At 70.2% G+C, this 21,752-nt stretch carries 21 protein-coding genes and 1 tRNA gene; 14 read left to right on the top strand and 8 right to left on the bottom strand.

The window, feature by feature from the left end:
* Window positions 1–202: 202 nt before the first annotated feature.
* Together HQK15_RS04945 and gabT are read right to left on the bottom strand one after the other, a co-directional pair.
* Entirely contained in the window at window positions 203–1,633 is a 1,431-nt protein-coding gene (locus HQK15_RS04945) for an NAD-dependent succinate-semialdehyde dehydrogenase (RefSeq protein WP_173490282.1), read from the bottom strand.
* The gene (gabT, locus tag HQK15_RS04950) at window positions 1,630–2,964 is read right to left on the bottom strand and encodes a 4-aminobutyrate--2-oxoglutarate transaminase (protein ID WP_173490283.1); all 1,335 of its coding nucleotides are present in this window, start codon (window positions 2,962–2,964) and stop codon (window positions 1,630–1,632) included. Before gabT ends, HQK15_RS04945 begins: the two co-directional genes overlap by 4 nt.
* A 70-nt stretch (window positions 2,965–3,034) precedes the next feature.
* Between gabT and HQK15_RS04955 the strand changes: the two genes are divergently transcribed.
* The gene (locus HQK15_RS04955) at window positions 3,035–3,925 is read left to right on the top strand and encodes a LysR family transcriptional regulator (protein ID WP_173490284.1); all 891 of its coding nucleotides are present in this window, start codon (window positions 3,035–3,037) and stop codon (window positions 3,923–3,925) included.
* Here the strand turns inward: HQK15_RS04955 and HQK15_RS04960 are convergent.
* Complete coding sequence (locus tag HQK15_RS04960) at window positions 3,898–4,248, bottom strand: DUF3817 domain-containing protein (RefSeq protein WP_173490285.1); 351 nt, start codon at window positions 4,246–4,248, stop codon at window positions 3,898–3,900. The genes HQK15_RS04955 and HQK15_RS04960 overlap by 28 nt on opposite strands.
* A 64-nt stretch (window positions 4,249–4,312) precedes the next feature.
* Here HQK15_RS04960 and HQK15_RS04965 point away from each other — a divergent pair, with 64 nt between their 5' ends.
* The gene (locus HQK15_RS04965) at window positions 4,313–4,948 is read left to right on the top strand and encodes an ACT domain-containing protein (protein WP_437340244.1); all 636 of its coding nucleotides are present in this window, start codon (window positions 4,313–4,315) and stop codon (window positions 4,946–4,948) included.
* A 34-nt stretch (window positions 4,949–4,982) separates the two neighbouring features.
* Here HQK15_RS04965 and HQK15_RS04970 read toward each other — a convergent pair whose 3' ends face one another.
* Entirely contained in the window at window positions 4,983–5,864 is an 882-nt protein-coding gene (locus HQK15_RS04970; RefSeq protein WP_173490287.1) for an SDR family oxidoreductase, read from the bottom strand.
* A gap of 57 nt (window positions 5,865–5,921) precedes the next feature.
* Entirely contained in the window at window positions 5,922–6,308 is a 387-nt protein-coding gene (locus HQK15_RS04975) for a DUF4180 domain-containing protein (RefSeq protein WP_173490288.1), read from the bottom strand.
* Window positions 6,309–6,405: 97 nt separating this feature from the next.
* Between HQK15_RS04975 and HQK15_RS04980 the strand changes: the two genes are divergently transcribed.
* The 4 genes from HQK15_RS04980 to pntB all read left to right on the top strand — a co-directional run bounded on the left by HQK15_RS04980 (window position 6,406) and on the right by pntB (window position 11,173).
* Complete coding sequence (locus HQK15_RS04980) at window positions 6,406–7,341, top strand: 1,4-dihydroxy-2-naphthoyl-CoA synthase (RefSeq protein WP_173490289.1); 936 nt, start codon at window positions 6,406–6,408, stop codon at window positions 7,339–7,341.
* Between the two features lie 127 nt (window positions 7,342–7,468).
* Window positions 7,469–8,155 (top strand): VC0807 family protein, encoded by a 687-nt coding sequence (locus HQK15_RS04985; RefSeq protein WP_173490290.1) that lies wholly within the window; start codon window positions 7,469–7,471, stop codon window positions 8,153–8,155.
* Between the two features lie 75 nt (window positions 8,156–8,230).
* Window positions 8,231–9,775, top strand: a complete 1,545-nt coding sequence (locus HQK15_RS04990; protein WP_173490291.1) for a Re/Si-specific NAD(P)(+) transhydrogenase subunit alpha — start codon at window positions 8,231–8,233, stop codon at window positions 9,773–9,775.
* 9 nt (window positions 9,776–9,784) lie between these two features.
* Window positions 9,785–11,173, top strand: coding sequence for a Re/Si-specific NAD(P)(+) transhydrogenase subunit beta (gene pntB / locus HQK15_RS04995; RefSeq protein WP_173490292.1), 1,389 nt, complete (start codon window positions 9,785–9,787; stop codon window positions 11,171–11,173).
* A gap of 291 nt (window positions 11,174–11,464) precedes the next feature.
* Here pntB and HQK15_RS05000 read toward each other — a convergent pair whose 3' ends face one another.
* Window positions 11,465–13,519, bottom strand: a complete 2,055-nt coding sequence (locus tag HQK15_RS05000; RefSeq protein ID WP_173490293.1) for an alpha-L-rhamnosidase-related protein — start codon at window positions 13,517–13,519, stop codon at window positions 11,465–11,467.
* A 209-nt stretch (window positions 13,520–13,728) separates the two neighbouring features.
* Window positions 13,729–14,370, bottom strand: coding sequence for a uracil phosphoribosyltransferase (gene upp, locus HQK15_RS05005; RefSeq protein WP_173490294.1), 642 nt, complete (start codon window positions 14,368–14,370; stop codon window positions 13,729–13,731).
* A gap of 106 nt (window positions 14,371–14,476) precedes the next feature.
* Here upp and HQK15_RS05010 point away from each other — a divergent pair, with 106 nt between their 5' ends.
* The 7 genes from HQK15_RS05010 to HQK15_RS05040 all read left to right on the top strand — a co-directional run bounded on the left by HQK15_RS05010 (window position 14,477) and on the right by HQK15_RS05040 (window position 20,647).
* Entirely contained in the window at window positions 14,477–14,944 is a 468-nt protein-coding gene (locus HQK15_RS05010) for a tRNA adenosine deaminase-associated protein (protein WP_173490295.1), read from the top strand.
* Between the two features lie 14 nt (window positions 14,945–14,958).
* Window positions 14,959–15,390 carry a nucleoside deaminase gene (locus tag HQK15_RS05015; protein ID WP_173491090.1) on the top strand — a complete coding sequence of 144 codons (432 nt, stop codon included), beginning with the start codon at window positions 14,959–14,961 and terminating at the stop codon, window positions 15,388–15,390.
* Between the two features lie 289 nt (window positions 15,391–15,679).
* The gene (locus HQK15_RS05020; RefSeq protein WP_173490296.1) at window positions 15,680–16,666 is read left to right on the top strand and encodes an LLM class flavin-dependent oxidoreductase; all 987 of its coding nucleotides are present in this window, start codon (window positions 15,680–15,682) and stop codon (window positions 16,664–16,666) included.
* 23 nt (window positions 16,667–16,689) lie between these two features.
* The gene (locus HQK15_RS05025) at window positions 16,690–17,715 is read left to right on the top strand and encodes an NADPH:quinone reductase (RefSeq protein ID WP_173490297.1); all 1,026 of its coding nucleotides are present in this window, start codon (window positions 16,690–16,692) and stop codon (window positions 17,713–17,715) included.
* 40 nt (window positions 17,716–17,755) lie between these two features.
* Window positions 17,756–18,826, top strand: a complete 1,071-nt coding sequence (locus tag HQK15_RS05030) for a GNAT family N-acetyltransferase (RefSeq protein ID WP_173490298.1) — start codon at window positions 17,756–17,758, stop codon at window positions 18,824–18,826.
* A gap of 85 nt (window positions 18,827–18,911) precedes the next feature.
* Window positions 18,912–20,030: an LLM class flavin-dependent oxidoreductase gene (locus tag HQK15_RS05035; RefSeq protein WP_437340240.1), complete on the top strand. Its 1,119-nt coding sequence runs from the start codon at window positions 18,912–18,914 to the stop codon at window positions 20,028–20,030.
* The gene (locus tag HQK15_RS05040; protein ID WP_173490299.1) at window positions 20,027–20,647 is read left to right on the top strand and encodes a CE1759 family FMN reductase; all 621 of its coding nucleotides are present in this window, start codon (window positions 20,027–20,029) and stop codon (window positions 20,645–20,647) included. Before HQK15_RS05035 ends, HQK15_RS05040 begins: the two co-directional genes overlap by 4 nt.
* Before the next feature lie 11 nt (window positions 20,648–20,658).
* Here HQK15_RS05040 and HQK15_RS05045 read toward each other — a convergent pair whose 3' ends face one another.
* A complete protein-coding gene (locus tag HQK15_RS05045; protein ID WP_173490300.1) occupies window positions 20,659–21,291 on the bottom strand; it encodes a nucleoside/nucleotide kinase family protein in 633 nt (210 codons plus the stop codon).
* Between the two features lie 65 nt (window positions 21,292–21,356).
* On the opposite strand from HQK15_RS05045, the gene HQK15_RS05050 reads away from it, so the two are divergent.
* Window positions 21,357–21,443: transfer RNA gene (locus HQK15_RS05050), tRNA-Ser, on the top strand.
* The last annotated feature ends 309 nt before the right edge of the window (window positions 21,444–21,752 follow it).

The raw sequence follows: 21,752 nt of genomic DNA on the forward strand, positions 1-21,752 counted from the left end.
ATTGAATGGGGCGGACGGTCCGCCCGAGGTAAACGTCGTCCGCCCGAGGGAGATCTCCCTGGGGCGGACGATGTTTGTGTGGGGGAGACGGTTGACCCGTTCGGTTTGCCCAGGGGAGACGGTTGACCCGCTCGGTTTGCCCAGGGGAGACCGTCATCCCGTTCGGTTTGCGTAGGGACCGTGGTAAACCGTCGCCGGGGGATCAGTCGGGCCAGGCGACGCTGAGGTACTGGGTCTCCTGGAACTCCTCCAGGCCGGCGCGGGCGCCTTCACGGCCGATGCCGCTCTGCTTCATGCCGCCGAACGGTGCCGCCGGGTCGGACACGAGCCCCCGGTTGACGCCGACCATGCCGGCCTCGATCGCCTCGCCGAGGCGCAGGCCGCGCTGGAGCTCGCCGGCATAGACGTACGCCGCGAGGCCCATCTCGGTGTCGTTGGCGTAGCCGATGACCTCCTCGTCGGTCGTCCACGTGACGATCGGCGCGATGGGGCCGAAGATCTCCTCGTGGACGATCTCGGCGTCGGCCGGGACGTTGCTGAGCACGGTCGGCGCGAACCAGAAGCCCTTGCTGTCAGCAGGGACGGGAGCCTGGTGAGCGATCCGGGCACCGGCCTCGATCGCCCCGGCGAGCAGCGCGTGCGTCGAGTCGACGGCCTTGGCGTTGATGAGGGGCCCGATGTCGGAGCCCTCGGCGGCCGGGCCGACGGTCAGGGCCTCGACCTTGGCGCCGAGCTTGGCGGTGAACTCCTCGGCGACGTCGGCGTGGACGTACAGCCGGTTGGCCGCCGTGCAGGCCTGACCTCCACCGCGGAACTTCGCGACCATCGCGCCCTCGACCGCGGCGTCGATGTCGGCGTCCTCGGTGACGATGAAGGGAGCGTTGCCGCCGAGCTCCATCGACGAGTTCACGACGCGGTCGGCGGCCTGCTTCAGGAGCACCTGACCGATCGCGGTCGAGCCGGTGAACGAGATCTTGCGGACGCGCGCGTCCTCCATCCACGCGCCGACGATCTTGCCCGCCGACGACGACGGCACGATGTTGACGACGCCCTCGGGCAGCCCGGCCTCGACCATGAGCCTCGCGATGGCGAACGCCGTCAGGGGCGTCTCCGACGCGGGCTTGAGCACCACGGTGCATCCGGCGGCGAGCGCCGGGGCGATCTTGCGGGCGGCCATGGCGGCCGGGAAGTTCCACGGCGTCACGAGCGCGGCGACACCCACGGGGTGGTGGGTGACGAGCGTACGGGTGCCGCCGGCGGGCGCGGAGCCGTAGTCGCCCCCCATGCGGACGCCCTCCTCGGCGAACCAGCGGAAGAACTCCGCGGAGTACGTCACCTCGCCCTTGGCGTCGGTCAGGGACTTGCCGTTCTCGGCGGCGATCAGCGCGCCGAGCTCGTCACGGTCGCGGATCATCAGCTCGAACGTCCGGCGCAAGATCTCGCCGCGCTCGCGCGGGGCGACCCGGCGCCAGCTCTTCAGGGCGGTGGCGGCCGCGTCGACGGCCGCCGTGGCGTCGGAGACGCCGCCGTTGGACACGGCGCGGATGGCCTCGCCGGTCGAGGGGTCGACGACGTCGAACTCCCCGTCGGCGCCGGGCAGCCAGGCGTTGTTGATGAAGACGTCAGAGCTCATGAGGTGGCCTCCTTGAAGATGTCGGTCAGGATGTCGAGCGCCTCGGTGAGCAGCTCGTCGCTGATCGCGAGCGGCGGCAGGAACCGGAGCACGTTGCCGTACGTCCCGCACGTCAAGACAATCACGCCGGCCTGGTGGGCGCTCGTGGCGACGATCCTGGCGAGGTCGGCGTCGGGCTCGTCGGTGCCGGACCTCACGAGCTCGACCGCGATCATCGCGCCGCGGCCACGGACGTCGCCGAGGCGGTCGTCGTCGGCCTGCAGGCGGTGGAGCCGGTCGAGCATGAGTCGCTCGATCTGCGCCGCGCGCTCGACCAGCCCGTCGGCCTCGATGGTCTCGATCGTGGCCAGGGCCGCGGCGCACGCCAGGGGGTTGCCGCCGTACGTGCCGCCGAGGCCGCCGACGTGCGAGGCGTCCATGATGTCGGCGCGACCGGTGACCGCCGAGAGCGGCAGGCCGCCGGCGATGCCCTTGGCCGTGACGATGAGGTCGGGGACGACACCCTCGTGGTCGCACGCGAACAGCGCGCCGGTGCGGGCGAAGCCGGTCTGCACCTCGTCGGCGATGAACACGACGCCGTTGGCGGTGCACCACTGCGCGATGGCCGGCAGGAAGCCGTCGGCCGGGACGATGAAGCCGCCCTCGCCCTGGATCGGCTCGATCACGACGGCCGCGAGGTTGCCGGCGCCGACCTGCTTCTCGATGACGGTGATCGCGCGGCGCGCCGCGACGGTGCCGTCGACGTCCTTCTCGTCCCGGTAGGGATAGGACAGGGGCGCGCGGTAGACCTCGGGGGCGAACGGCCCGAAGCCGCTCTTGTAGGGCATCGACTTGGCCGTCATGGCCATCGTCAGGTTGGTGCGACCGTGATAGGCGTGGTCGAACACGACGACGGCCTGCTTGTTGGTGTGGACGCGGGCGATCTTGATGGCGTTCTCGACCGCCTCGGCGCCGGAGTTGAACAGCGCCGACCGCTTCTCGTGGTCGCCGGGCGTGAGCCGGTTGAGGGCCTCGGCGACGGCCACGTAGCCCTCGTAGGGCGTCACCATGAAACAGGTGTGCGTGAAGGCGGCCACCTGCTGCTGGACGGCCTCGACGACGCGGGGCGCGCTGTTGCCGACGGTGGTCACGGCGATGCCGGAGCCGAGGTCGATGAACGAGTTGCCGTCGACGTCCTTGACGACGCCGCCTCCGGCCTCGACGGCGAACACGGGCATCGTGGTCCCGATGCCGTGGGCGACCGCAGCGCTCTTGCGTGCCATGAGCTCGACGGAGCGGGGACCGGGGATCGCCGTGACGAGGTGACGGCGTTGCTCGAGAGAGGCAGACATGCCCCCATCCTCCCGCGCTGGGACTATGCCGTCCAATACTCATCTCTGATCAGGACTATGCTCTGCAGGCATGGAGCTGCGCACCCTCGGATACTTCGTCGCGGTCGCCGAGACGGGCTCGGTGAGCGCCGCTGCTGACGTCGTCCACGTGACCCAGCCGGCGATCTCACGTCAGCTCCGCCAGCTCGAGACCGAGCTGGGCGTCGACCTGTTCTCCCGCTCCGCCGGACGGCTGCGGCTGAGTGCGGCAGGTCGGGAGTTCCTGCCGCACGCGCAGGACGTCCTGCGGCGCGCGGACGGCGCGCGGGCCGCCGCGCGATCATCCGCAGCGGGACGGCTGGAACGTCTGACGATCGCCGCGCCGACCACGACCCTCACCGACGTCATCGCGCCGTTCCTTGCGACCCTGGGCGCCGACGACCCGATGCCGACGGTGTTCGAGTCGGACCCGCACGAGGCCTACGCCTCGCTGCGGCACGGCGCCGACCTCGCGATCGTCACGGAGCCGCCGCGACCACCGCTGGCGAGCGCACCGATCGCGGTGCTGCCGGTGTGGGCCTACGTGCCGGCGGGGCACCCGTGGGGCTCGGCCTCCACGGTCCGGCTGAAGGCGCTGGTTGACGAGACGCTGCTGGTGCTGACGCCCGGGTTCAGGCCGCGGCAGATCCTCGACCTCGCGATCGACCGCGCCGGGCTCGGCCCCGCCACGGTGGTGGAGTGCAGCAACCCCCAGGTCGCCCAGGCGCTCGCCGCGGCTGGTCGGGGCGTGGCCGTGGTGACCGACGACCCGCGGTTCGACCTGCACGGCCTCGAGGTCATCGGACGTGACGGGCCGCTGCGCATCGAGCTGTTCGCGGCGTGGGAGCCCGAGCACCACGCGGCGTCTACGCTCGAGGCGTTCACCGGACGCCTGCGCGACTTCTGCGTCGAGCGCTACGGCGCCGAGGTCGCGCCCGTCTGAGATGCGACGGCCAGCCGGCCCGTGCGGTCGGCCCAGGTCTCGAACCAGATGGTGAAGAACGGCGGGATGCTCGACGCCAGCGCCAGCAGCGTCGTCCTGACGTCCCAGCGGAAGCGGCTGCGGGCGACCAGGCACATGACGACGTAGAGGACGAAGATCGTGCCGTGGATGGGGCCCATGATCGGCACGCCGCCCTCGGCCCCGGTGTGCGGGTCGTCCGCGATGACCCACTTGAACAGCATCGCGATCAGCAGGCCCAGCCAGGAGATGGCTTCGGCGATGGCGACGTAGCGGAACACGGTGCGGGTGGTGGTGGGATTCACGCCACCACGCTACCCGCGTAACCGCAATGAAATGCCGGCCGGTGACAATGGTCATATGGCATTCCTGCTGCGCGTCGAGCTTCCTGACGTGCCCGGATCACTCGGCGCGCTGGCGACGGCGCTCGGTGGTGCGGGCGCCGACATCGAGGCGATCGAGATCGTCGAGCGGCGCTCTGACGGCAAGGTCGTCGACGACGTCCTGCTCGAGCTGCCTCCGCGCGTCATGCCCGACGCGCTGATCACGGCGTGCCACCAGCTCGAGGGCGTCAAGGTCGACTGGATCTCGCGCTACAACGCCGGTGCCAACCTCAGCATGGACCTCGAGGCGGTCGAACGGTTCACCGACGACCCGGCGCGCGCGATCGCCCGGCTCGTCGACGTCATCCCCGAGACGTTCCGCACCGACTGGGCGATGGCCCTGGAACGTGTCGACGGCGAGGCGCACGTGATGGCGAAGTCGTCGACCGCGCCGAAGCTCGTCGAGGGTGCCACCGAGTGGCTCGGCATCCGCAAGGCCAAGGTGCTGCGCGAGGTGCCGGAGTGGGACTCCATGGTGCTGGCGGCCTGCCCGGCGCGCGATCGTCGCGGCAACGGCCTGGTCGTCGTGGTCGGACGCCACGGCGGCCCGGAGTTCCTCAACTCCGAGGTCGCCCGGCTCGGCCACATGGTGTCGCTGGCCGCGTCGGTGCAGACGGTCTGAGACCGCGGCGGTCTGAGGCCGCGACGGTCCGAGGTCAGTCGGCCGGCTTGGTCTCGGGGACGTGGGAGTGGTGGAAGCGTCCGAGGGCGTCGACCTCGCGCTCGAGCCCGGGCACGGTCTTCTTGGCGATGCGTCGCAGCACCGGCCACGCCACGGGTGAGTTGGTGAGCGCCTTGGTCCAGCTCGCGAGCATCACGCCCTTGGGGACGTAGACCCGGCTCTTGCGCTTGGCGAAGCCGCGCAGGATCAGGGCGACGCAGTCCTCGACGCTCGTCGTGCTGTTGGCGGGGTAGGGCAGCTTCTGGCGCACCTCGCGGAACGACGGCAGGTCCTTCTCGGCGTTGCGGACGATGTCGGTGTCGATCCACGACGGGTGGCAGATGCCGACGTCGATGCCGAGGTGGGCGACCTCCTGCTTGTAGGCCAGCGCGAGCGACTCGGCGCCGGCCTTGCTCGCGTTGTACGACGCGAGGCCGGCGAGGGCGGTGAACGAGGCGAGCGAGGCGACCACGAGGGCATAGCCGTGGGTGGTCGCGAGGTGCGGGGTCGTGTGCTTGAGCGTGCGGAAGACACCGTTGATGTTGATGTCGACGACGCGCTCGAACGCGGTGTCGTCGATCTGGCGGACCGTGCCGTACGACGCGATGCCGGCATTGGCCAGCACGAAGTCGATGCGCCCGAAGTGGGCCGCTGCGGCGTCGACCGCCGTCTTGACCGCGGCACTGTCGCGGACGTCGGCCTCCCACCAGGCGGCCGCGTCGCCGAGCTCGTCTGCCAGCTCGGCGAGCATCTCGGGCTCCAGGCCGACGAGCGCGACCCTGCCGCCGCCCTCGACGAAGCCCCGGGCGACGCCGGCGCCGATCCCGCGCGCAGCGCCGGTAACGAGTGCGACCTTGCCTGCAAATGTGTCAGCCATGATCGTCAACATACCGTCGGTATCTGGAATGCGCCATGCCCCGCGGCGTCCGGACGATCAGCTGGGCGCAGGAGCCCGGCGGTCGAGGCGGGTCTTGAGGTCGTCGAAGGTCGGGCAGAACCACAGGTCCTTGCCCGTGTTGGCCTCCGCGACCCACGCGCTGAGCGAATCGCTCTCGCCGACCCGGCGGCCGATGTCGCCGACGATCGCCAGGCGCATGCGGTAGTTGGCGAACTTCTGGACGATCTCGCTGGCCACCTGCGTGCGCAGGTCGAAGAAGTCGTCGGTCAGTCGCTCGGCCGGGATGACGACCATCTCGGCCTTCAGGCTGAAGGCCTCGCCGAGGAGCTCGACGGCCGCGCCCTCGGTGTCGAGAGGAAAGCCCTCGGGCGCACAGATCATCATCGAGGTGCCGTAGACCGTGACGAGATGCTCAGGGCTCATGCGTCGACCCTAGCGACAGGGAGACGCTGTGTCTGCGCGAGTCGCGGCCACGGACGGCTCGGATGGCCGTCGTCGCGCCAGGCGATAGCCTGCCGACATGAGCGCCCTGGACCACGTCTCCGACACCTTCGACCCTGCCGCCTGGGAGGCCGTCCCCGGGTTCGAGGGCCTCACCGACCTCACCTACCACCGGGCCGTCGACCACGGGACGGTGCGCGTGGCGTTCGACCGGCCGGACATCCTCAACGCCTTCCGGCCCCACACCGTCGACGAGCTGCTGACGACGCTCGAGCACGCCCGCACGTCGGCCGACGTCGGCTGCGTCATCCTCACCGGCAACGGCCCGAGCCCCAAGAACGGCAAGCACTCGTTCTGCACCGGCGGCGACCAGCGCATCCGCGGCAAGGCCGGCTACCAGTACGAGGAGGCCGGCCACGACGAGGAGGCGGCGCCCCCCAACCCGATCGACCGGGCGAAGCTCGGGCGCCTGCACATCCTCGAGGTGCAGCGCCTCATCCGGTTCATGCCCAAGATCGTGCTGTGCGTCGTACCGGGCTGGGCGGTCGGCGGTGGGCACAGCCTGCACGTCGTCGCCGACCTGACGCTCGCCAGCGCCGAGCACGCCCGCTTCAAGCAGACCGACGCCGACGTCGGCAGCTTCGACGGCGGCTACGGCTCGGCCTACCTCGCCCGGCAGGTGGGCCAGAAGTTCGCCCGCGAGATCTTCTTCCTCGGTCAGGAGTACTCGGCCGAGGACGGCGTCCGCATGGGCACCGTCAACCGGGCCGTCCCGCACGCCGAGCTCGAGGCCACGGCCCTGGAGTGGGGCCGGCTCATCAACGCCAAGAGCCCGACGGCCCAGCGCATGCTCAAGTACTCCTTCAACATGATCGACGACGGCCTGGTCGGCCAGCAGGTGCTCATGGGCGAGACGACGCGGCTCGCGTACATGACGGACGAGGCCCAGGAGGGCCGCGACCAGTTCCTGGAGAAGCGCGACCCCGACTGGTCCGCCTACCCCTGGTACTACTGATCCCCGCCTGAACCCACCGCCCCCGAGGTACGCTGGAGGAGCCGAGGGTTCCCAGCACGAGAGTCTTTTTGCTCCGTCATTCTTGGATGCACATCGGCCCTGTGGGCCGGGGACGAGCCGGTTGTCGATGGTCACCACTCACGAAGCTGCGGCGCCTGCCGCCAGATCCACCCGCCTGCCGCACCTGCGCGACATCGTCAAGCGGGTCGCGCTGAGCCTGCTGGCCGCCGTGGTCGCGCCGGCCGTCCTGTTCGCGACGGTCCTGGTGCTCGTCAACGTGACAGCGGCGATGATCGCGGCGCTCGGCTGGACGGCGGGCGTCGTCGCCTGGCGAGCCGCCACCGGTCGGTGCGTGTCGGTGCTCCTGCTGCTGACCGGCGGGATCATGACGGTGAAGACCGGCATCACCCTCGCGACCGGCAACACCTTCATCTACTTCGTGCAGCCGGTCTTCGTCGATCTGGTCGTCGCGCTGCTCTTCCTCGGGTCGCTGTGGTCAGCCCGGCCCCTCGTGGCGCGGCTCGCGCCGGACTTCTGCCCCATGGACAGCGAGCTGGCGGCGCATCCGGAGATCCGCCGGCTGCTCCACCGGCTGACGCTGATGTGGGGCCTGGTCATCCTGGTCAAGGGCAGCGTGACCCTCTGGCTGCTGCTCTCGCTGTCGACCGTCGACTTCGTGCTGGTCAAGAGCGGGGCGATCATGACGTTGACCGTCACGGCCGTCGCCGCGACCATCGTGTGGGCGACCGCCGTGGGCCGCCGGGAAGGCCTGCTCGGCCTGCCGCAGGGGAGCCGTACACCGGCGCCCTGGTGATTCACATACTCAAAGGATGAGACGCGTGTCTCACAGGGTGGTCGGCCTAGGTGACGAACAGATAACGTTCGCCGAATGAGCGTCGTCGGAGTAGTCACTGAGTCGGTAGCGGGTGAGACCCGTGTCGCCGCCACACCGGAGACGGTGGGCAAACTGATCGGTCTCGGGTACGAGGTCGTGGTCGAGTCGGGTGCGGGCGAGAAGGCATCGTTCACCGACGAGGCGTACGCCGCTGCGGGTGCCACGATCGGCGCCACGGCCGACGTGTGGCGCAGCGACATCGTGTTCAAGGTCAACGCGCCCTCCGAGGCGGAGATCGGCCTGCTCGCGGACGGCGCGACGCTCGTCAGCCTCATCAGCCCGGCGCTCAACCCCGATCTCGTCGAGCAGCTGTCGGCCCGTCCGATCACGGTGCTCGCGATGGACGCCGTCCCGCGCATCTCGCGCGCACAGTCGATGGACGTCCTGAGCTCGATGGCCAACATCGCCGGCTACCGCGCCGTCGTCGAGGCCGCCAACGTCTTCGGCCGGTTCTTCACCGGCCAGATCACCGCCGCCGGCAAGGTCCCGCCGGCCAAGGTGCTCGTCGCGGGTGTCGGCGTCGCCGGTCTCGCCGCGATCGGCACCGCCAACAGCCTCGGTGCGATCGTCAAGGCGACCGACCCGCGCGCGGAGGTCGCCGACCAGGTCAAGAGCCTGGGTGGTGAGTACATCGCGGTCGACGTCGAGACCGAGCAGTCGACCGACGGCTACGCCAAGGCGACGACGGACGCCTACAACGCGCGCGCCGCGGAGATCTACTCCGAGCAGGCCGCGGACGTCGACATCATCATCACGACGGCACTCATCCCGGGCCGCGCCGCCCCGATCCTCATCACCGAGGCCGACGTCGCGTCGATGAAGGCCGGCTCGGTCATCGTCGACATGGCCGCAGCCAACGGTGGCAACGTCGTCGGGTCGAAGCCCGGCGAGGCCGTCGTCACCCCCAACGGCGTCACGATCCTCGGCTACACCGACCTGGCCGGTCGCCTGCCCACGCAGGCCTCGCAGCTCTACGGCACCAACCTGGTCAACCTGATGAAGCTGCTGACGCCCGGCAAGGACGGCCGGCTCGTCCTCGACTTCGAGGACGTCGTGCAGCGCACCATCACGGTCGTGCGCGACGGCGAGACGACGTGGCCCCCGCCGCCGGTGCAGGTGTCGGCGGCCCCCGCGGCAGCGCCGGTCGAGAAGGCCGAGCCCCAGCCGCCCAAGGCGGTGATGACGCAGCGCGCCAAGCTCGGGCTCGTCGGTCTCGGCATCCTCGCGCTGTTCCTGGTCAACGCCTACGCCCCGCCGCCGCTGCCCGAGCACTTCACGGTGCTCGTGCTCGCGATCGTCATCGGCTACTACGTCATCGGCAAGGTGCACCACGCGCTGCACACGCCGCTGATGTCGGTCACCAACGCGATCAGCGGCATCATCGTCGTCGGCGCGATGCTGCAGATCGGCATCGACGGGGACGCCGAGAACGGCACCGTCATCCAGGTGCTCGCGTTCATCGCGATCCTGCTCGCGTCCATCAACGTCTTCGGCGGATTCGCCGTGACCCGCCGCATGCTCAGCATGTTCTCCAAGTAAGGGCTGATCATGGATTCCGCAAGCATCGCCACCGCGGCGTACATCGTCGCCTCGCTCCTGTTCATCCTGTCGCTGGCCGGGCTCTCCAAGCACGAGACGGCGTCGCAGGGTGTCCTGTTCGGCATCTCCGGCATGACGATCGCGCTCGTCGCGACGTTCGTGCTGGTCGCCGACCTGGGCAGCACGACGTCGGTCGTGCTGCTGATCATCGCCGTCGCGATCGGCGCCGCGATCGGCCTGTGGCGCGCGCGGGTCGTCGAGATGACCGGCATGCCCGAGCTCATCGCGCTGCTGCACTCGTTCGTGGGTCTCGCCGCCGTGCTCGTCGGCTGGAACGGCTACCTCGAGCACGGCTACTTCGAGCTGCAGTCGCTCGAGGACATCCACAACGCCGAGGTCTTCATCGGCGTCTTCATCGGCGCGGTGACGTTCACCGGCTCGATCGTCGCGTTCCTCAAGCTGTCGGCGCGCATCAAGTCGAGCCCCCTGATGCTGCCGGGCAAGAACTACATCAACCTCGGCGCGCTCGTGCTGTTCGTCGCGCTGACGATCTGGTTCGTCATCAGCCCCGCGCTGTGGCTGCTGGTCGCGGTGACGGTCGTGGCGCTCGCACTCGGCTGGCACCTCGTCGCCTCGATCGGCGGCGGCGACATGCCGGTCGTCGTGTCGATGCTCAACTCCTACTCCGGCTGGGCCGCGGCGGCGTCGGGCTTCCTGCTCAACAACGACGCGCTGATCGTCACCGGCGCGCTCGTCGGCTCCTCGGGCGCCTACCTGTCCTACATCATGTGCCAGGCGATGAACCGCTCGTTCATCTCCGTGATCGCCGGTGGCTTCGGCATCGAGGCCGGACCGGCCGACGACAAGGACTACGGCGAGCACCGCGAGATCAACGCCGAGGACACCGCCGAGCTGCTCAAGAACGCCTCGAGCGTCATCATCACGCCGGGCTACGGCATGGCCGTCGCGCAGGCGCAGTACCCGGTCGCCGACCTCGTCCGCAAGCTCCGCGAGCGCGGCATCGACGTGAAGTTCGGCATCCACCCGGTCGCCGGTCGTCTGCCCGGTCACATGAACGTGCTGCTGGCCGAGGCCAAGGTGCCCTACGACATCGTGCTCGAGATGGACGAGATCAACGACGACTTCAAGGACACCTCGGTCGTCCTGGTCATCGGCGCCAACGACACCGTCAACCCCGCCGCGACCGAGGACCCGTCCAGCCCGATCGCCGGCATGCCGGTGCTCACGGTCTGGGAGGCCACCGACGTCGTGGTGTTCAAGCGCTCGATGGCCACGGGCTACGCCGGCGTCCAGAACCCGCTGTTCTTCCGCGAGAACTCGCAGATGCTCTTCGGAGACGCCAAGGAGCGGGTCGAGGACATCCTCAAGGCGCTGTGACCACGGCGCGCCGACCTCGGGACCGGGGTCCGGGCGCGCTGCACGTCACAGGCGGTGGGCGTGTCCCACGGCGGCCTCGGTCGTTAGTGCTGGCGAGGGACCGTCAGCCCGACATTGGAGCACGCCGTGGACAAGTCCGAGTACGACCGCCCCGAGGACCAGGAGAGCAAGGGCAACCGCGCCCTGATCTTCGTGGGTCTGGCCATCGTCGTCGTGGGAGTCTTCTACTTCGGCTACTACCGCTGAGGCCTGCCCGGCACCGCACGATCGCGGCACCGGGCAGACCAGCCGTCAGCGGCGTGCGGCCGAGCTGACGATCGAGTGCTTGCCCGCCGTCAGGCCTGACACGCGGACGTACCCGTCCTCGAGGCTGACGCCCGACGCCTTCGCGCGGCGGCCGTCCCAGACCGTCCTGCCGTCGACCTTCACGGTGACGCGTCGTCCGAACGTCGGGACGCCCGCGGTGCCCGTCGTGCGTCGCGGCGCCGACACCGTCGCCCGGTAGGTGCCCTTGCGGACGCTCCACCCGGCCGTGACGGCACCGTGGGTCGTGGTGATGCGACCCTGGGCGAAGGTGAGGTCGGCCGTGTGCGGCACGAACGACCACGCGTCGCCGCCCGCGGTCGTGGGCTCCAGGCCGAGCACGTAGCTCGTCAGGGCCGGTGTCGGACCCGCTGCCCAGCCGTGGGCGAGGCTCACGTACGTGCTGCAGAAGACGCAGTCCTCGCCGTTGCGGTAGGACTCCCAGAACGTGCTCTTGGTGCCGGCCGGGTGGTCGAGCATGTAGCCCCACTGGCGCCGGATGATGTCGACGCCCGCCTGGTCGGCCTCGGGGTTGCCCGCGGCGAAGTGCGCGTTGACCTCCATCGACCCGGAGAAGACGCCGGGGTTGCCCTTGTTCTCCGGTGCCGTCGAGGCGATCGGCGACCAGTTGCCCTTGAGCTCCTGGCTGATGGTCCGGGCCTGGTCGGCGTCGGTCATGCCGTACCAGACGGCGAGCGAGTTGCCGTCCTGCGGATGGATCGTCGAGTCGGGGTAGAACGTGTAGGCACCCGCAGCCCGATCCCACAGCCGGTCGTTGATCGCGGTGCGCAGCGACCCGGCCTGCGAGGCGTACGTGCGGGCGGTCGCGTCGTCGCCGATGCTGCGGGCGAGCGTCGCGCCCTTGTCGAGCGAGCGCCACAGCAGCACGTTGGCGATGAGGTTCTCGCCCTTGGCCAGGATGCGCACCGAGTCGGACGTCCCGGTGATCGAGAGCAGGCCGTTCTGGCTCATCTTGGCCCGGCTGAAGTCGATCGCCGAGCGGTACGCCGACCAGTGGTCGCGCAGCCACGCCGTGTCGTCGGTGTAGAGCATGTAGTCGTACGTCGCCGCCAGCGTCCACAGGTGATAGGTGTCAGACCCCCACTTGTCGAGCTCGGGGCCGGCGTACGGGAGCTCGCCCGTCGGCCGCTGCTCCTGGTAGATCGTCGTCAGGGCGTTGCGGGCCGACGTCGTGTCGTTGAACGCCGCGTAGGCCGCGGGGATCTGGATGCCGAGGTCGCCGGGCCACACCGTGCGGTCGCGCTTGGCGCCGTCGACCAGGATCGTGTCGCCGACCCCGACGTCACCCGTGTTGTCCCACAGGGTCGCCGGCGGCTCCCAGATGCGGCCGCTCTTGGGGTCGATCGTGTTGAGCTGGGTCGTGTAGGCGCCGGCGTACCAGATCCGGTTGAGCAGGTCGTCGCTGGAGTAGAAGTAGTTGGCATAGTCGTCGAGCTTCTTCATCGCGGGTGCGGCGGTGAAGTGCAGCGAGATCTTGTCGAGGTCGACGTGGCCGCCCGACTCCAGGTAGATCGTCAGGTAGCGAAAGCCGCCGCGCTGGTAGGCCTGGGGCATCCGGTAGCGGGTGCGGCCGTCGACGTCGGCGATGAGCGAGCCGTCGCGGCTGCGGGGACCGCCCGTGGAGGCGTCGGAGGAGGTGCCGACGTACATCGACGACTCGCTGAACGCGAGGCCCACCTGCTGCGGGCCCGACGACCCGGTGAAGTCGAGGCTGACGATGCCGCCGACCTCCTTGCCGAAGTCGACCGTGACGGCCGACCCGGCCCCGGAGATCCGCGTCGTGCGGTGCTTGAGCACGGCCGACGGCCGCGAGACGTCGCCGACCGTGGAGTGGATCGCCGTCGGCGCGACGGTCCGCGAGCTGGGTGAGTAGTTGTAGGCCTGCCACGGGCGGGCGGACGATGCGGAGTGTGCCGGCTTGTCGGGCTGCCGCGGGCTGGCGGCGACCCAGGCGGGCACCAGGGCCACGGAGGTCGCGGTGGCGATCACCACGACCGGCCTGCTGAGGAGTCTTCGGATCACGGGGTTCTCATCTCTGTGCTCGGAGGTGATCCGGCGGACGGGAGATGAAGACGGACGTGCAGAGCTGCTGGGTGATGCGGTGTGCCCCCGATGGCGCCGGAATATTGAAACGATTCAATATCTGGTGCGACCGACACTTCCACGGTGCGTGGGGTGTGTCAACGGTCACACGTGGCCGGAACCGGCAACCGGCGGTGGGGCCGGGTCGGTCAGTCGGCGACGCCGTAGAGGCGGTCGCCGGCGTCGCCGAGCCCCGGCACGATGTAGCCCAGCTCGTTGAGCTTCTCGTCGAGCGCGGCGGTCACGAGCGTGACGGGCACGCCGACGTCGGCGAGGTCGGCCTCGATGCGCGCGATGCCCTCGGGTGCGGCCAGCAGCGTGATCGCCGTGATGTGGTTGGCTCCCCGCTTGACCAGGAAGTCGATCGCCGCGGCGAGCGATCCGCCGGTCGCGAGCATCGGGTCGAGCACGTAGCACTGGCGGCCGGTCAGGTCGTCGGGCAGGCGCTCGGCGTAGGTGACGGCCTCGAACGTCTCCTCGTTGCGGACCATGCCGAGGAAGCCGACCTCGGCCGTCGGGAGCAGCCGCTGCATGCCCTCGAGCATGCCGAGACCGGCCCGCAGGATCGGGACGACGAGGGGACGCGGATCGGTCAGGCGTACGCCCTTGGCCATCGCGACCGGGGTCTTGACGTCGACCTCCTGCACGCGCACGTCGCGGGTGGCCTCGTAGGTCAGCAGCGTCACGAGCTCGTCGACCAGGCGACGGAACGTCGGCGAGTCGGTGGTCTCGTCGCGCAGCAGCGTCAGCTTGTGCGAGATGAGCGGGTGGTCGGCGACGTGTACCTGCATGTCACGAGACTAGCGGCGAGTCGATGCCGTCTGTCACCATCGCAGAGGAGACGTTGCCTACAGGTGGCGTTCCGCACCGGACTTGTTCCGTACAGGAGGCACGACCGTGGCCGAGGACGATGTCGACTTCGCCGTTGCCGCCTATCACGACGAAGGACGCTGGCAGGTCGTGGAGCTGCTGCCCGGGCTGGGCGAGGACGTCGACGAGCTGAGCGCCGCGCTCGGACGATTCCCGTCCGACGTCGGGGTGCTGGGGATCGTGTCGATCCAGGACGACTTCTTCGTGATCGTCCGCCGGTCGGGCACCGACATCCGCGCGATGCTGTCCGACGTCACGGCGGTCGACGACTTCCCGCTCGCCGGCGGCGTGGTCGAGCTGCTCGACATCGTCGACACCGGTGGCGACGACGACCCGATCGCCGTCGGAGACCTCGCGCTGCTCGCCGACCTCGGCATGTCGGCGCACGACCTCGGTGCGCTGTGCGAAGAGGTCGAGCTCTACCCCGAGGACATGCTGATGGACGTCGCGGAGCGGCTCGGCTTCGGCTCCGAGCTCGAGGCCGTCATCCGGTGACGTACGACCAGCTGATGGGTGAGGCTCTCGACCTCGCCCGCTCCGCCGTGGCCGAGGGGGACGTGCCGGTCGGCGCCCTCGTCGTCGACCCGTCGGGCGTCGTCATCGGGCGGGGGCGCAACACCCGCGAGCGCGACGGCGACCCGACCGGGCACGCGGAGGTCGTGGCGATCCGCGAGGCGGCGGCAGCGCGGGGGGAGTGGCGGCTCGAGGGCTGCACGCTCGTCGTCACGCTGGAGCCGTGCACGATGTGCGCCGGCGCGATCGTCGCGGCGCGGGTCGAGCGGCTCGTCTTCGGGGCGTTCGACGACAAGGCCGGCGCGGTCGGGTCGCTGTGGGACGTCGTGCGCGACCGCCGGCTCAACCACCGGCCCGAGGTGCTCAGCGGCGTACGGGCTGCGGAGTCGACGGCGCTGCTCCAGGAGTTCTTCGCCGCCCACCGGTGACCCCCCGCCCCGGGAGGTGGATCTGCAACGTCACGCGGTGCCCCTCCCGCCCGGCAGGTGGATCTGCAACGTCATTCGGCCGGATGAGGTTGCGGATCCACCCGGGCCGCGGGTGTGAGGTTGAGGATCCACCCGGGTCGCGGGTGTGAGGTTGAGGATCCACCCGGGCCGCGGGTGTGAGGTTGCGGATCCACCCGGGTCCCGGGTGTGAGGTTGCCGATCCACCGCACGGTATGGGGTGAGATGCGGTCGGGGAACATCCGGACGCCTGTGGACGGTTGACCCAGGTGTGAGGCTCTCGATCCTGGACCGTTCGCGGACGCGGGCCGGCCGTCCCGAGGCGGAGGGGCTGACCGGCTCGGTCGAGCGCGCCGTGCAGGCCGAGGCGCTCGGCTACGACCGGTTCTGGGTCGCCGAGCACCACGCCGTCCCGGGCATCGCCAGCGGCTCGCCCGCGGTCCTGCTCGCCGCGATCGGCGCGACGACCGACCGCATCCGCATCGGGTCGGGCGGGGTGATGCTGCCCAACCACCAGCCGCTCGTGGTCGCCGAGCAGTTCCTGATGCTGGAGGCGTTGCACCCCGGCCGGGTCGACCTCGGCATCGGCCGATCGCTCGGCTTCACCCCGGCCGTACGGGCGGCGCTCCGGCACGACCTCGACGGTCCCGACACGTTCGAGGACGACCTCGACGAGCTGCGCCGGCTGCTGGCCGGCGAGGCGGCAGTCACCGCCCATCCGGTCGCGCCGGCACCGGTGCCGATCTCGCTGCTGGCGACCGGGCGTGGCATGGAGATCGCCGCCCGGCTCGGCCTGCCGGTCGTGGTCGGCGGGCCGGTCCTGCTCGAGGACGCCGGCGTCGAGGCGCTGGCGTCCTATCGCCGCGACTTCCGTCCCAGCAAGCAGGCCGCCGACCCCCACGTCACGATCTCGCTCGACGTGACGGTCGCCGATGACGACGCGACTGCCCGGGAGCTGGCGCTGCCGGAGGCGTGGGCGATGGCCCGGTCGCGGCAGACAGGGGAGTTCCCTCCGCTGGAGGCGGTCGAGTCGATCCGCGCCCAGGCCTGGACGTCACAGCTCCGGCAGCGGGTCGAGGCCTCGCTCGACGCGGCCGTCGCGGGGTCGCCTGCGACCGTCCGCGCCAGTCTCGACGAGCTGGTGACCCGCACCGGCGCCGACGAGCTCATGGCGTCGACCTCGACGTACGACCGCGAGGCTCTCCTGGCGTCCGACGCCCTGCTGCGCGAGATCGTCGGCGGCGACCGGAACATCTGACCGCTGTGCGTGTTGCACCTGACATGAGAGCAGTCGTCTACAGCAGTGCAGGGGACCCCTCGGTCCTGGACGTCGTCGACCGTGAGCCCGGAGTGCCGGGCGACGGTGAGGTGCGGGTGCGCATCGTCGTCTCCGGCGTCAACCCGACCGACTGGAAGGCCCGCGCGGGCGCGACCGGACAGACCGTGGCCTTTCCCGAGGTCGTGCCGAACCAGGACGGCGCCGGCGTGATCGACGCGGTCGGCCCCGGCGTCGAGGGGCTTGCCGTCGGTGACCGGGTCTGGCTGCTGCTCGCGCAGCACCAGCGGCCGACCGGCACGGCGCAGGAGCTCACGGTCGTCCCGACCGACCGGGTCGTCAAGCTGCCTGACAGCGCGTCGTTCGACCTCGGCGCCACGCTGGGCGTGCCGGCCGTGACGGCCCACCGCGCCCTGACCGTCGCCGAGGGTGGGCCGTCGAGGCTGTCGCCCGGGGCCCTCGCCGGACGGACGGTGCTCGTCGCCGGTGGGGCGGGGGCGGTCGGCCACGCCGCGATCCAGCTCGCGCGCTGGGCCGGTGCCACCGTCATCACCACGATCAGCAGCCCTGAGAAGGCCGCGCTCGCGACCGCGGCCGGGGCCCACCACACGGTCGACTACACGACAGGAGATCCGGCCCAGGCGATCCGCGCGCTCGCGCCCGCCGGTGTCGATGTCGTCGTCGAGGTGTCGCCGGCGGTCAACGCAGGTCTCAACCATGCCGTCATCGCCAACCACGGCACCGTCGCGGTCTACGCCAACAACGGCGGCGACCAGATGACGCTCGACGTGCGGGCGCACTTCGCGCTCAACATCCGCTACCAGTTCCTGCTGCTCTACACGCTCGCCCCCGAGGCGCTGCGGGCCGCGACGCAGGACATCACGTCGGCGCTCGTCGACGGCGCGCTGCCGGTGGGCGAGGGCGCGGGTCTGCCGCTCGTGCGCTTCCCGCTCGAGCAGACCGCCGAGGCGCACGCCGCGGTCGAGAACGGGGTCGTGGGCAAGGTGCTCATCGACGTGACCGCACCCTGACGGGTCGACGCGGCGCGGCCGCGAACGATAGGTGTGGGGGATGACCTTCGCGATCGACGAGCTGCAGATGCCGGAGTCGCTGGACGCGCCGGGCGGTGCCGAGTTCACGGAGTACGCCACCGTTCGCAATGCGATCGAGGCCGACACCCTCGGCACCGACCTGCTGGTCATGGGGGTACCGGAGCTGCTCGCGGAGTACCGCAGCAACCCGCATCGCGTGCGGCGGCACTTCGTCGTCCGCGAGAGCTGCGCGGTGATCGGCCGGGCCCTAGTCACCACGCGGCCGCACACGCCCGAGACGGGTGCCCACCTCATGGTCGACGTGCTGCCACAGCACCGTCGCCGCGGCGTCGGGCGCGCACTGCTCGATCGGGCCGAGGGCGCCGCGCGGGAGGCGGGTGCCCCGGTGCTCAAGGTCGCGGTCACCCACTCCGTCCGGCCCGGAGGCGAGCGCGTGGAGCCGCCGACCGGGTTCGGCGACCTGTCGGCGGACGACGACGGGGCGCGGTTCCTGCTGCGGCACGGCTTCGCGCTCGAGCAGGTGACCCGCATCAGCCTGCTCGACGTCCGCGGCCTGCCGGAACGGCTGACATCCCTGCGGGACGCCGCAGCCGCCGTGGCCGGCGACGGCTACCGGCTGGTGACGTGGACGGGTGCGACGCCGGATCGATGGGTCGCCGACCTTGCCGCGCTGCGCACGCGCATGAGCACGGACGCCCCGATGGCCGGCATGGTGATGACCGAGGACGTGTGGGACGCCGGCCGGGTCCGCGAGCACGACGAGCGCATCACCTCCAGCGGCCGCGACCTGGTGACGGCGGCGGTGGAGCACGTCGCGTCGGGCACGCTGGCGGGCTTCTCCGAGATCGTCGTGGCGAGCGGCGATCCGGTCGCGGTGCAGGAGGACACCCTCGTGCTGCGCGACCACCGGGGACGACGCCTCGGGATGCTCCTCAAGGCGGCGACGGCCGAGCTGCTGGCGACGTCGGTCCCCGGGGTCGAGATGATCGTGACGTGGAACGCCGAGGAGAACCGGCCGATGCTCGACGTCAACGAGGCGATGGGCTTTCGGCCGATCGGCTCCGAGGGAGGATGGCAGAAGCGGGTCTGACCGTCCCGTGGGCGTGCGGGGAATAGGGCGCGTGCTAATCTAGTTTAAGATTCAACAAGGCCATTCGGCTTGGTGAAGGAGAACCATGAGCAGCATGCAGTTCGGCATCTTCAGCGTCGGCGACCTCACGGTCGACCCGACCAACGGATCGATCCCGACCGAGAACGAGAAGTTCAAGGCACTGGTCGCGATCGCCAAGAAGGTCGAGGACATCGGTGGCGACGTCTTCGCCGTCGGCGAGCACCACGACGCGGGCTTCGTCCCGCCGTCCATCAGCACGCTCCACGCTTTCATTGCGGCGCAGACCGAGCGACTCATCCTGTCGACGTCGATCGCGCACATCACGACCAACGACCCGGTCAAGATGGCGGAGGACTACGCGACTCTCCAGCACCTGTCGGACGGTCGCGTCGACCTCGTGCTCGGCCGCGGCAACACCGCGCAGGTCTATCCGTGGTTCGGCAAGGACCCGTCCAAGGGTGTCGAGCTGACGATCGAGAACTACCAGCTGCTGCGCCGCCTCTGGGACGAGGACCTCGTCAACTGGGAGGGCAAGTTCCGCACCCCGCTGCAGAGCTTCACGTCGATCCCGCGCCCCCTCGACGGCGTCGCGCCGTTCGTGTGGCACGGCTCGATCCGTACGCCCGAGGTCGCCGAGATCGCGGCCTACTACGGCGACGGCTACTTCGCCAACAACATCTTCTGGCCCAAGGAGCACTACATCCGGCTGATCAACTTCTACCGGCAGCGATACGCCCACTACGGGCACGGCGAGCCGGAGCAGGCGATCGTCGGACTCGGCGGCCAGTTCTTCATGCGCAAGAACAGCCAGGACGCCGTCAACGAGTTTCGCCCCTACTTCGACAACGCGCCCGTCTATGGGCACGGCCCGTCGCTCGAGGACTTCCAGGCGCAGACTCCGCTGACGGTCGGCAGCCCGCAGGAGGTCATCGAGAAGACCCTGTCGTTCGCCGACTACTTCGGTGACTACCAGCGGCAGATGTTCCTCGTCGACCACGCCGGCCTGCCGCTCAAGGTCGTCCTCGAGCAGCTCGACCTGCTCGGCGAGATCCTGCCGACCCTGCGCGCCGAGTTCGACGCACGGCGTCCGGCCAACGTCCCCGACGCCCCGACGCACGCCAACAGGGTCGCCGCCCGCGATGCCGCGCTGGCCGCCGAGTCCAGTGTGGAGGTGGACGCATGACCACCGTCGTCGCCCTCTCCGCGGGGCTCAGCGAGACGTCCAGCACGCGGCTGCTGGCCGACCGGCTCGTCGAGTCGTTCGGTCGGCAGTTCGGTGACGCCTCGGTCGAGGTCGTCACGCTGCGCGAGCTCGCGCACGACATCGTCGATGCGACGCTGACCGGCTTCGCGTCGCCGCGCCTGCAGGACGTCCTCGACAAGGTGACGGCCGCCGACGGGCTGATCGTCGCGACGCCGATCTACAAGGCGTCGTTCCCGGGTCTGTTCAAGTCGTTCATCGACGCGCTCGACGCCGACGCCGTCATCGGCAAGCCGGTGCTGCTGGGCGCGACCGGCGGGACGGCGCGGCACTCGCTCGCGATCGACCACGCCCTGCGGCCGCTGTTCGGCTACCTGCAGGCGCTGGTCGTGCCGACCGGCGTCTTCGCGTCGACCCACGACTGGGGCGCCGACGGTGCTCAGGCGCTGGAGCAGCGCATCGACCGGGCCGCAGGCGAGCTCGCGAGCCTGCTCAAGGGCGCCGGCACGGGCCGGGCCCGCGACGACGAGTTCGACCTGTTCAGCGACACGTTCCTGTCGATCTCCAACCCGGGCGGGGCGGCCGACGACCGGTCGTAGGGCTGGCCCGGTCAGTCCTCGCTGACGACCAGGTCGGCGGTGTCGCGCCGGGCGACGACGCGCTGGGCGTTGGGCTCGTCGACCCGGTCGACCCACTCCTGCGCCTCGTCGCGGGTCTTGCCGAACTTCACGTGCCGGTCGACGAGCCGTGCCCGGCGGCGGCCGTCGTCGAGGTCGACGAACCACACCTCGTCGAGCGCGGCGCGCACCCGGGGCCACGGCTCGTCGGCGTCGAGCAGGTAGTTGCCCTCGGTGACGACGACGCGGATCTCGGGGTCGACGGCGATCGCGGCGGCGATGGGCTGCTCCAGCGTCCGCTCGAACCCGGGGGCATAGACAGGGTGGTCGGTCTCGGTGCGGAGGCGATCGAGCAGGGCGAGGTAGCCGTACGCGTCGAACGTCTCGGGGGCTCCCTTGACGTCGAGCAGCCCTCGCAGCGTCAGCGCGTCGTCGGACAGGTGGAACCCGTCCATCGGCACCCGCGTCGCCGGGGTGCCGGCGGCGGTGAGGCGCGAGGCGAGCTGCTTGGCGAGTGTCGTCTTGCCTGATCCGGGGCTCCCGCAGATGCCCAGGACGACGCGTCCGTCGGCAGGAACCAGCTGCTGCGCGCGGGTCACGAGGGTGTCGGTCGAGGCAAAGGGCACGTCCCCAGTGTCCCGGGCCGACCGCGGATTCGGAGCGCCGACACCGGTCCGGTAATGTACCCGGCGGTGGCGTGTCCGAGCGGCCGAAGGTGCAACACTCGAAATGTTGTGTGGGTTCACGCCCACCGTGGGTTCAAATCCCACCGCCACCGCACGATGAAGACCCCCGATTTTCACTGGAATCACAGTGATATCGGGGGTTTTCTCAATTGCACAAGCGTCTTCGTGGGCACATTTTGGGCACACATTTCTCACTATGCGGATGAGATTGAGCGGCGAAACGCGATCTCCTCGGCCCTACCCTCGGGCTGTCCCGAAACCGCCACTTTTGATTCTGGCCCCACTTCGCTTCTGCCCATTGCGGTGCGCGATTTCCGCCCAGGAAGGACTTGTTGGGCGGTCTCAGCACCAAGTCGCGAAGATGTCGTACCGAGCATCTACAGTCCGAACTTGGATGCCAC

This window comes from Aeromicrobium stalagmiti (genome assembly GCF_013283745.1).
GTDB classification, from domain to species: Bacteria; Actinomycetota; Actinomycetes; order Propionibacteriales; family Nocardioidaceae; genus Aeromicrobium; species Aeromicrobium stalagmiti.

Coding starts and splice junctions, on each gene's coding strand:
- HQK15_RS04990 (WP_173490291.1), top strand. CDS start 8,231: ATGAGCGTCGTCGGAGTAGTCACTGAGTCGGTAGCGGGTGAGACCCGT.
- pntB (WP_173490292.1), top strand. CDS start 9,785: ATGGATTCCGCAAGCATCGCCACCGCGGCGTACATCGTCGCCTCGCTC.
- HQK15_RS04970 (WP_173490287.1), bottom strand. CDS start 5,864: ATGGCTGACACATTTGCAGGCAAGGTCGCACTCGTTACCGGCGCTGCG.
- HQK15_RS05015 (WP_173491090.1), top strand. CDS start 14,959: ATGGGTGAGGCTCTCGACCTCGCCCGCTCCGCCGTGGCCGAGGGGGAC.
- HQK15_RS04945 (WP_173490282.1), bottom strand. CDS start 1,633: ATGAGCTCTGACGTCTTCATCAACAACGCCTGGCTGCCCGGCGCCGAC.
- HQK15_RS04975 (WP_173490288.1), bottom strand. CDS start 6,308: ATGAGCCCTGAGCATCTCGTCACGGTCTACGGCACCTCGATGATGATC.
- HQK15_RS04980 (WP_173490289.1), top strand. CDS start 6,406: ATGAGCGCCCTGGACCACGTCTCCGACACCTTCGACCCTGCCGCCTGG.
- HQK15_RS05040 (WP_173490299.1), top strand. CDS start 20,027: ATGACCACCGTCGTCGCCCTCTCCGCGGGGCTCAGCGAGACGTCCAGC.
- HQK15_RS05035 (WP_437340240.1), top strand. CDS start 18,912: ATGAGCAGCATGCAGTTCGGCATCTTCAGCGTCGGCGACCTCACGGTC.
- HQK15_RS04985 (WP_173490290.1), top strand. CDS start 7,469: ATGGTCACCACTCACGAAGCTGCGGCGCCTGCCGCCAGATCCACCCGC.
- HQK15_RS04955 (WP_173490284.1), top strand. CDS start 3,035: ATGGAGCTGCGCACCCTCGGATACTTCGTCGCGGTCGCCGAGACGGGC.
- gabT (WP_173490283.1), bottom strand. CDS start 2,964: ATGTCTGCCTCTCTCGAGCAACGCCGTCACCTCGTCACGGCGATCCCC.
- HQK15_RS05030 (WP_173490298.1), top strand. CDS start 17,756: ATGACCTTCGCGATCGACGAGCTGCAGATGCCGGAGTCGCTGGACGCG.
- upp (WP_173490294.1), bottom strand. CDS start 14,370: ATGCAGGTACACGTCGCCGACCACCCGCTCATCTCGCACAAGCTGACG.
- HQK15_RS05025 (WP_173490297.1), top strand. CDS start 16,690: ATGAGAGCAGTCGTCTACAGCAGTGCAGGGGACCCCTCGGTCCTGGAC.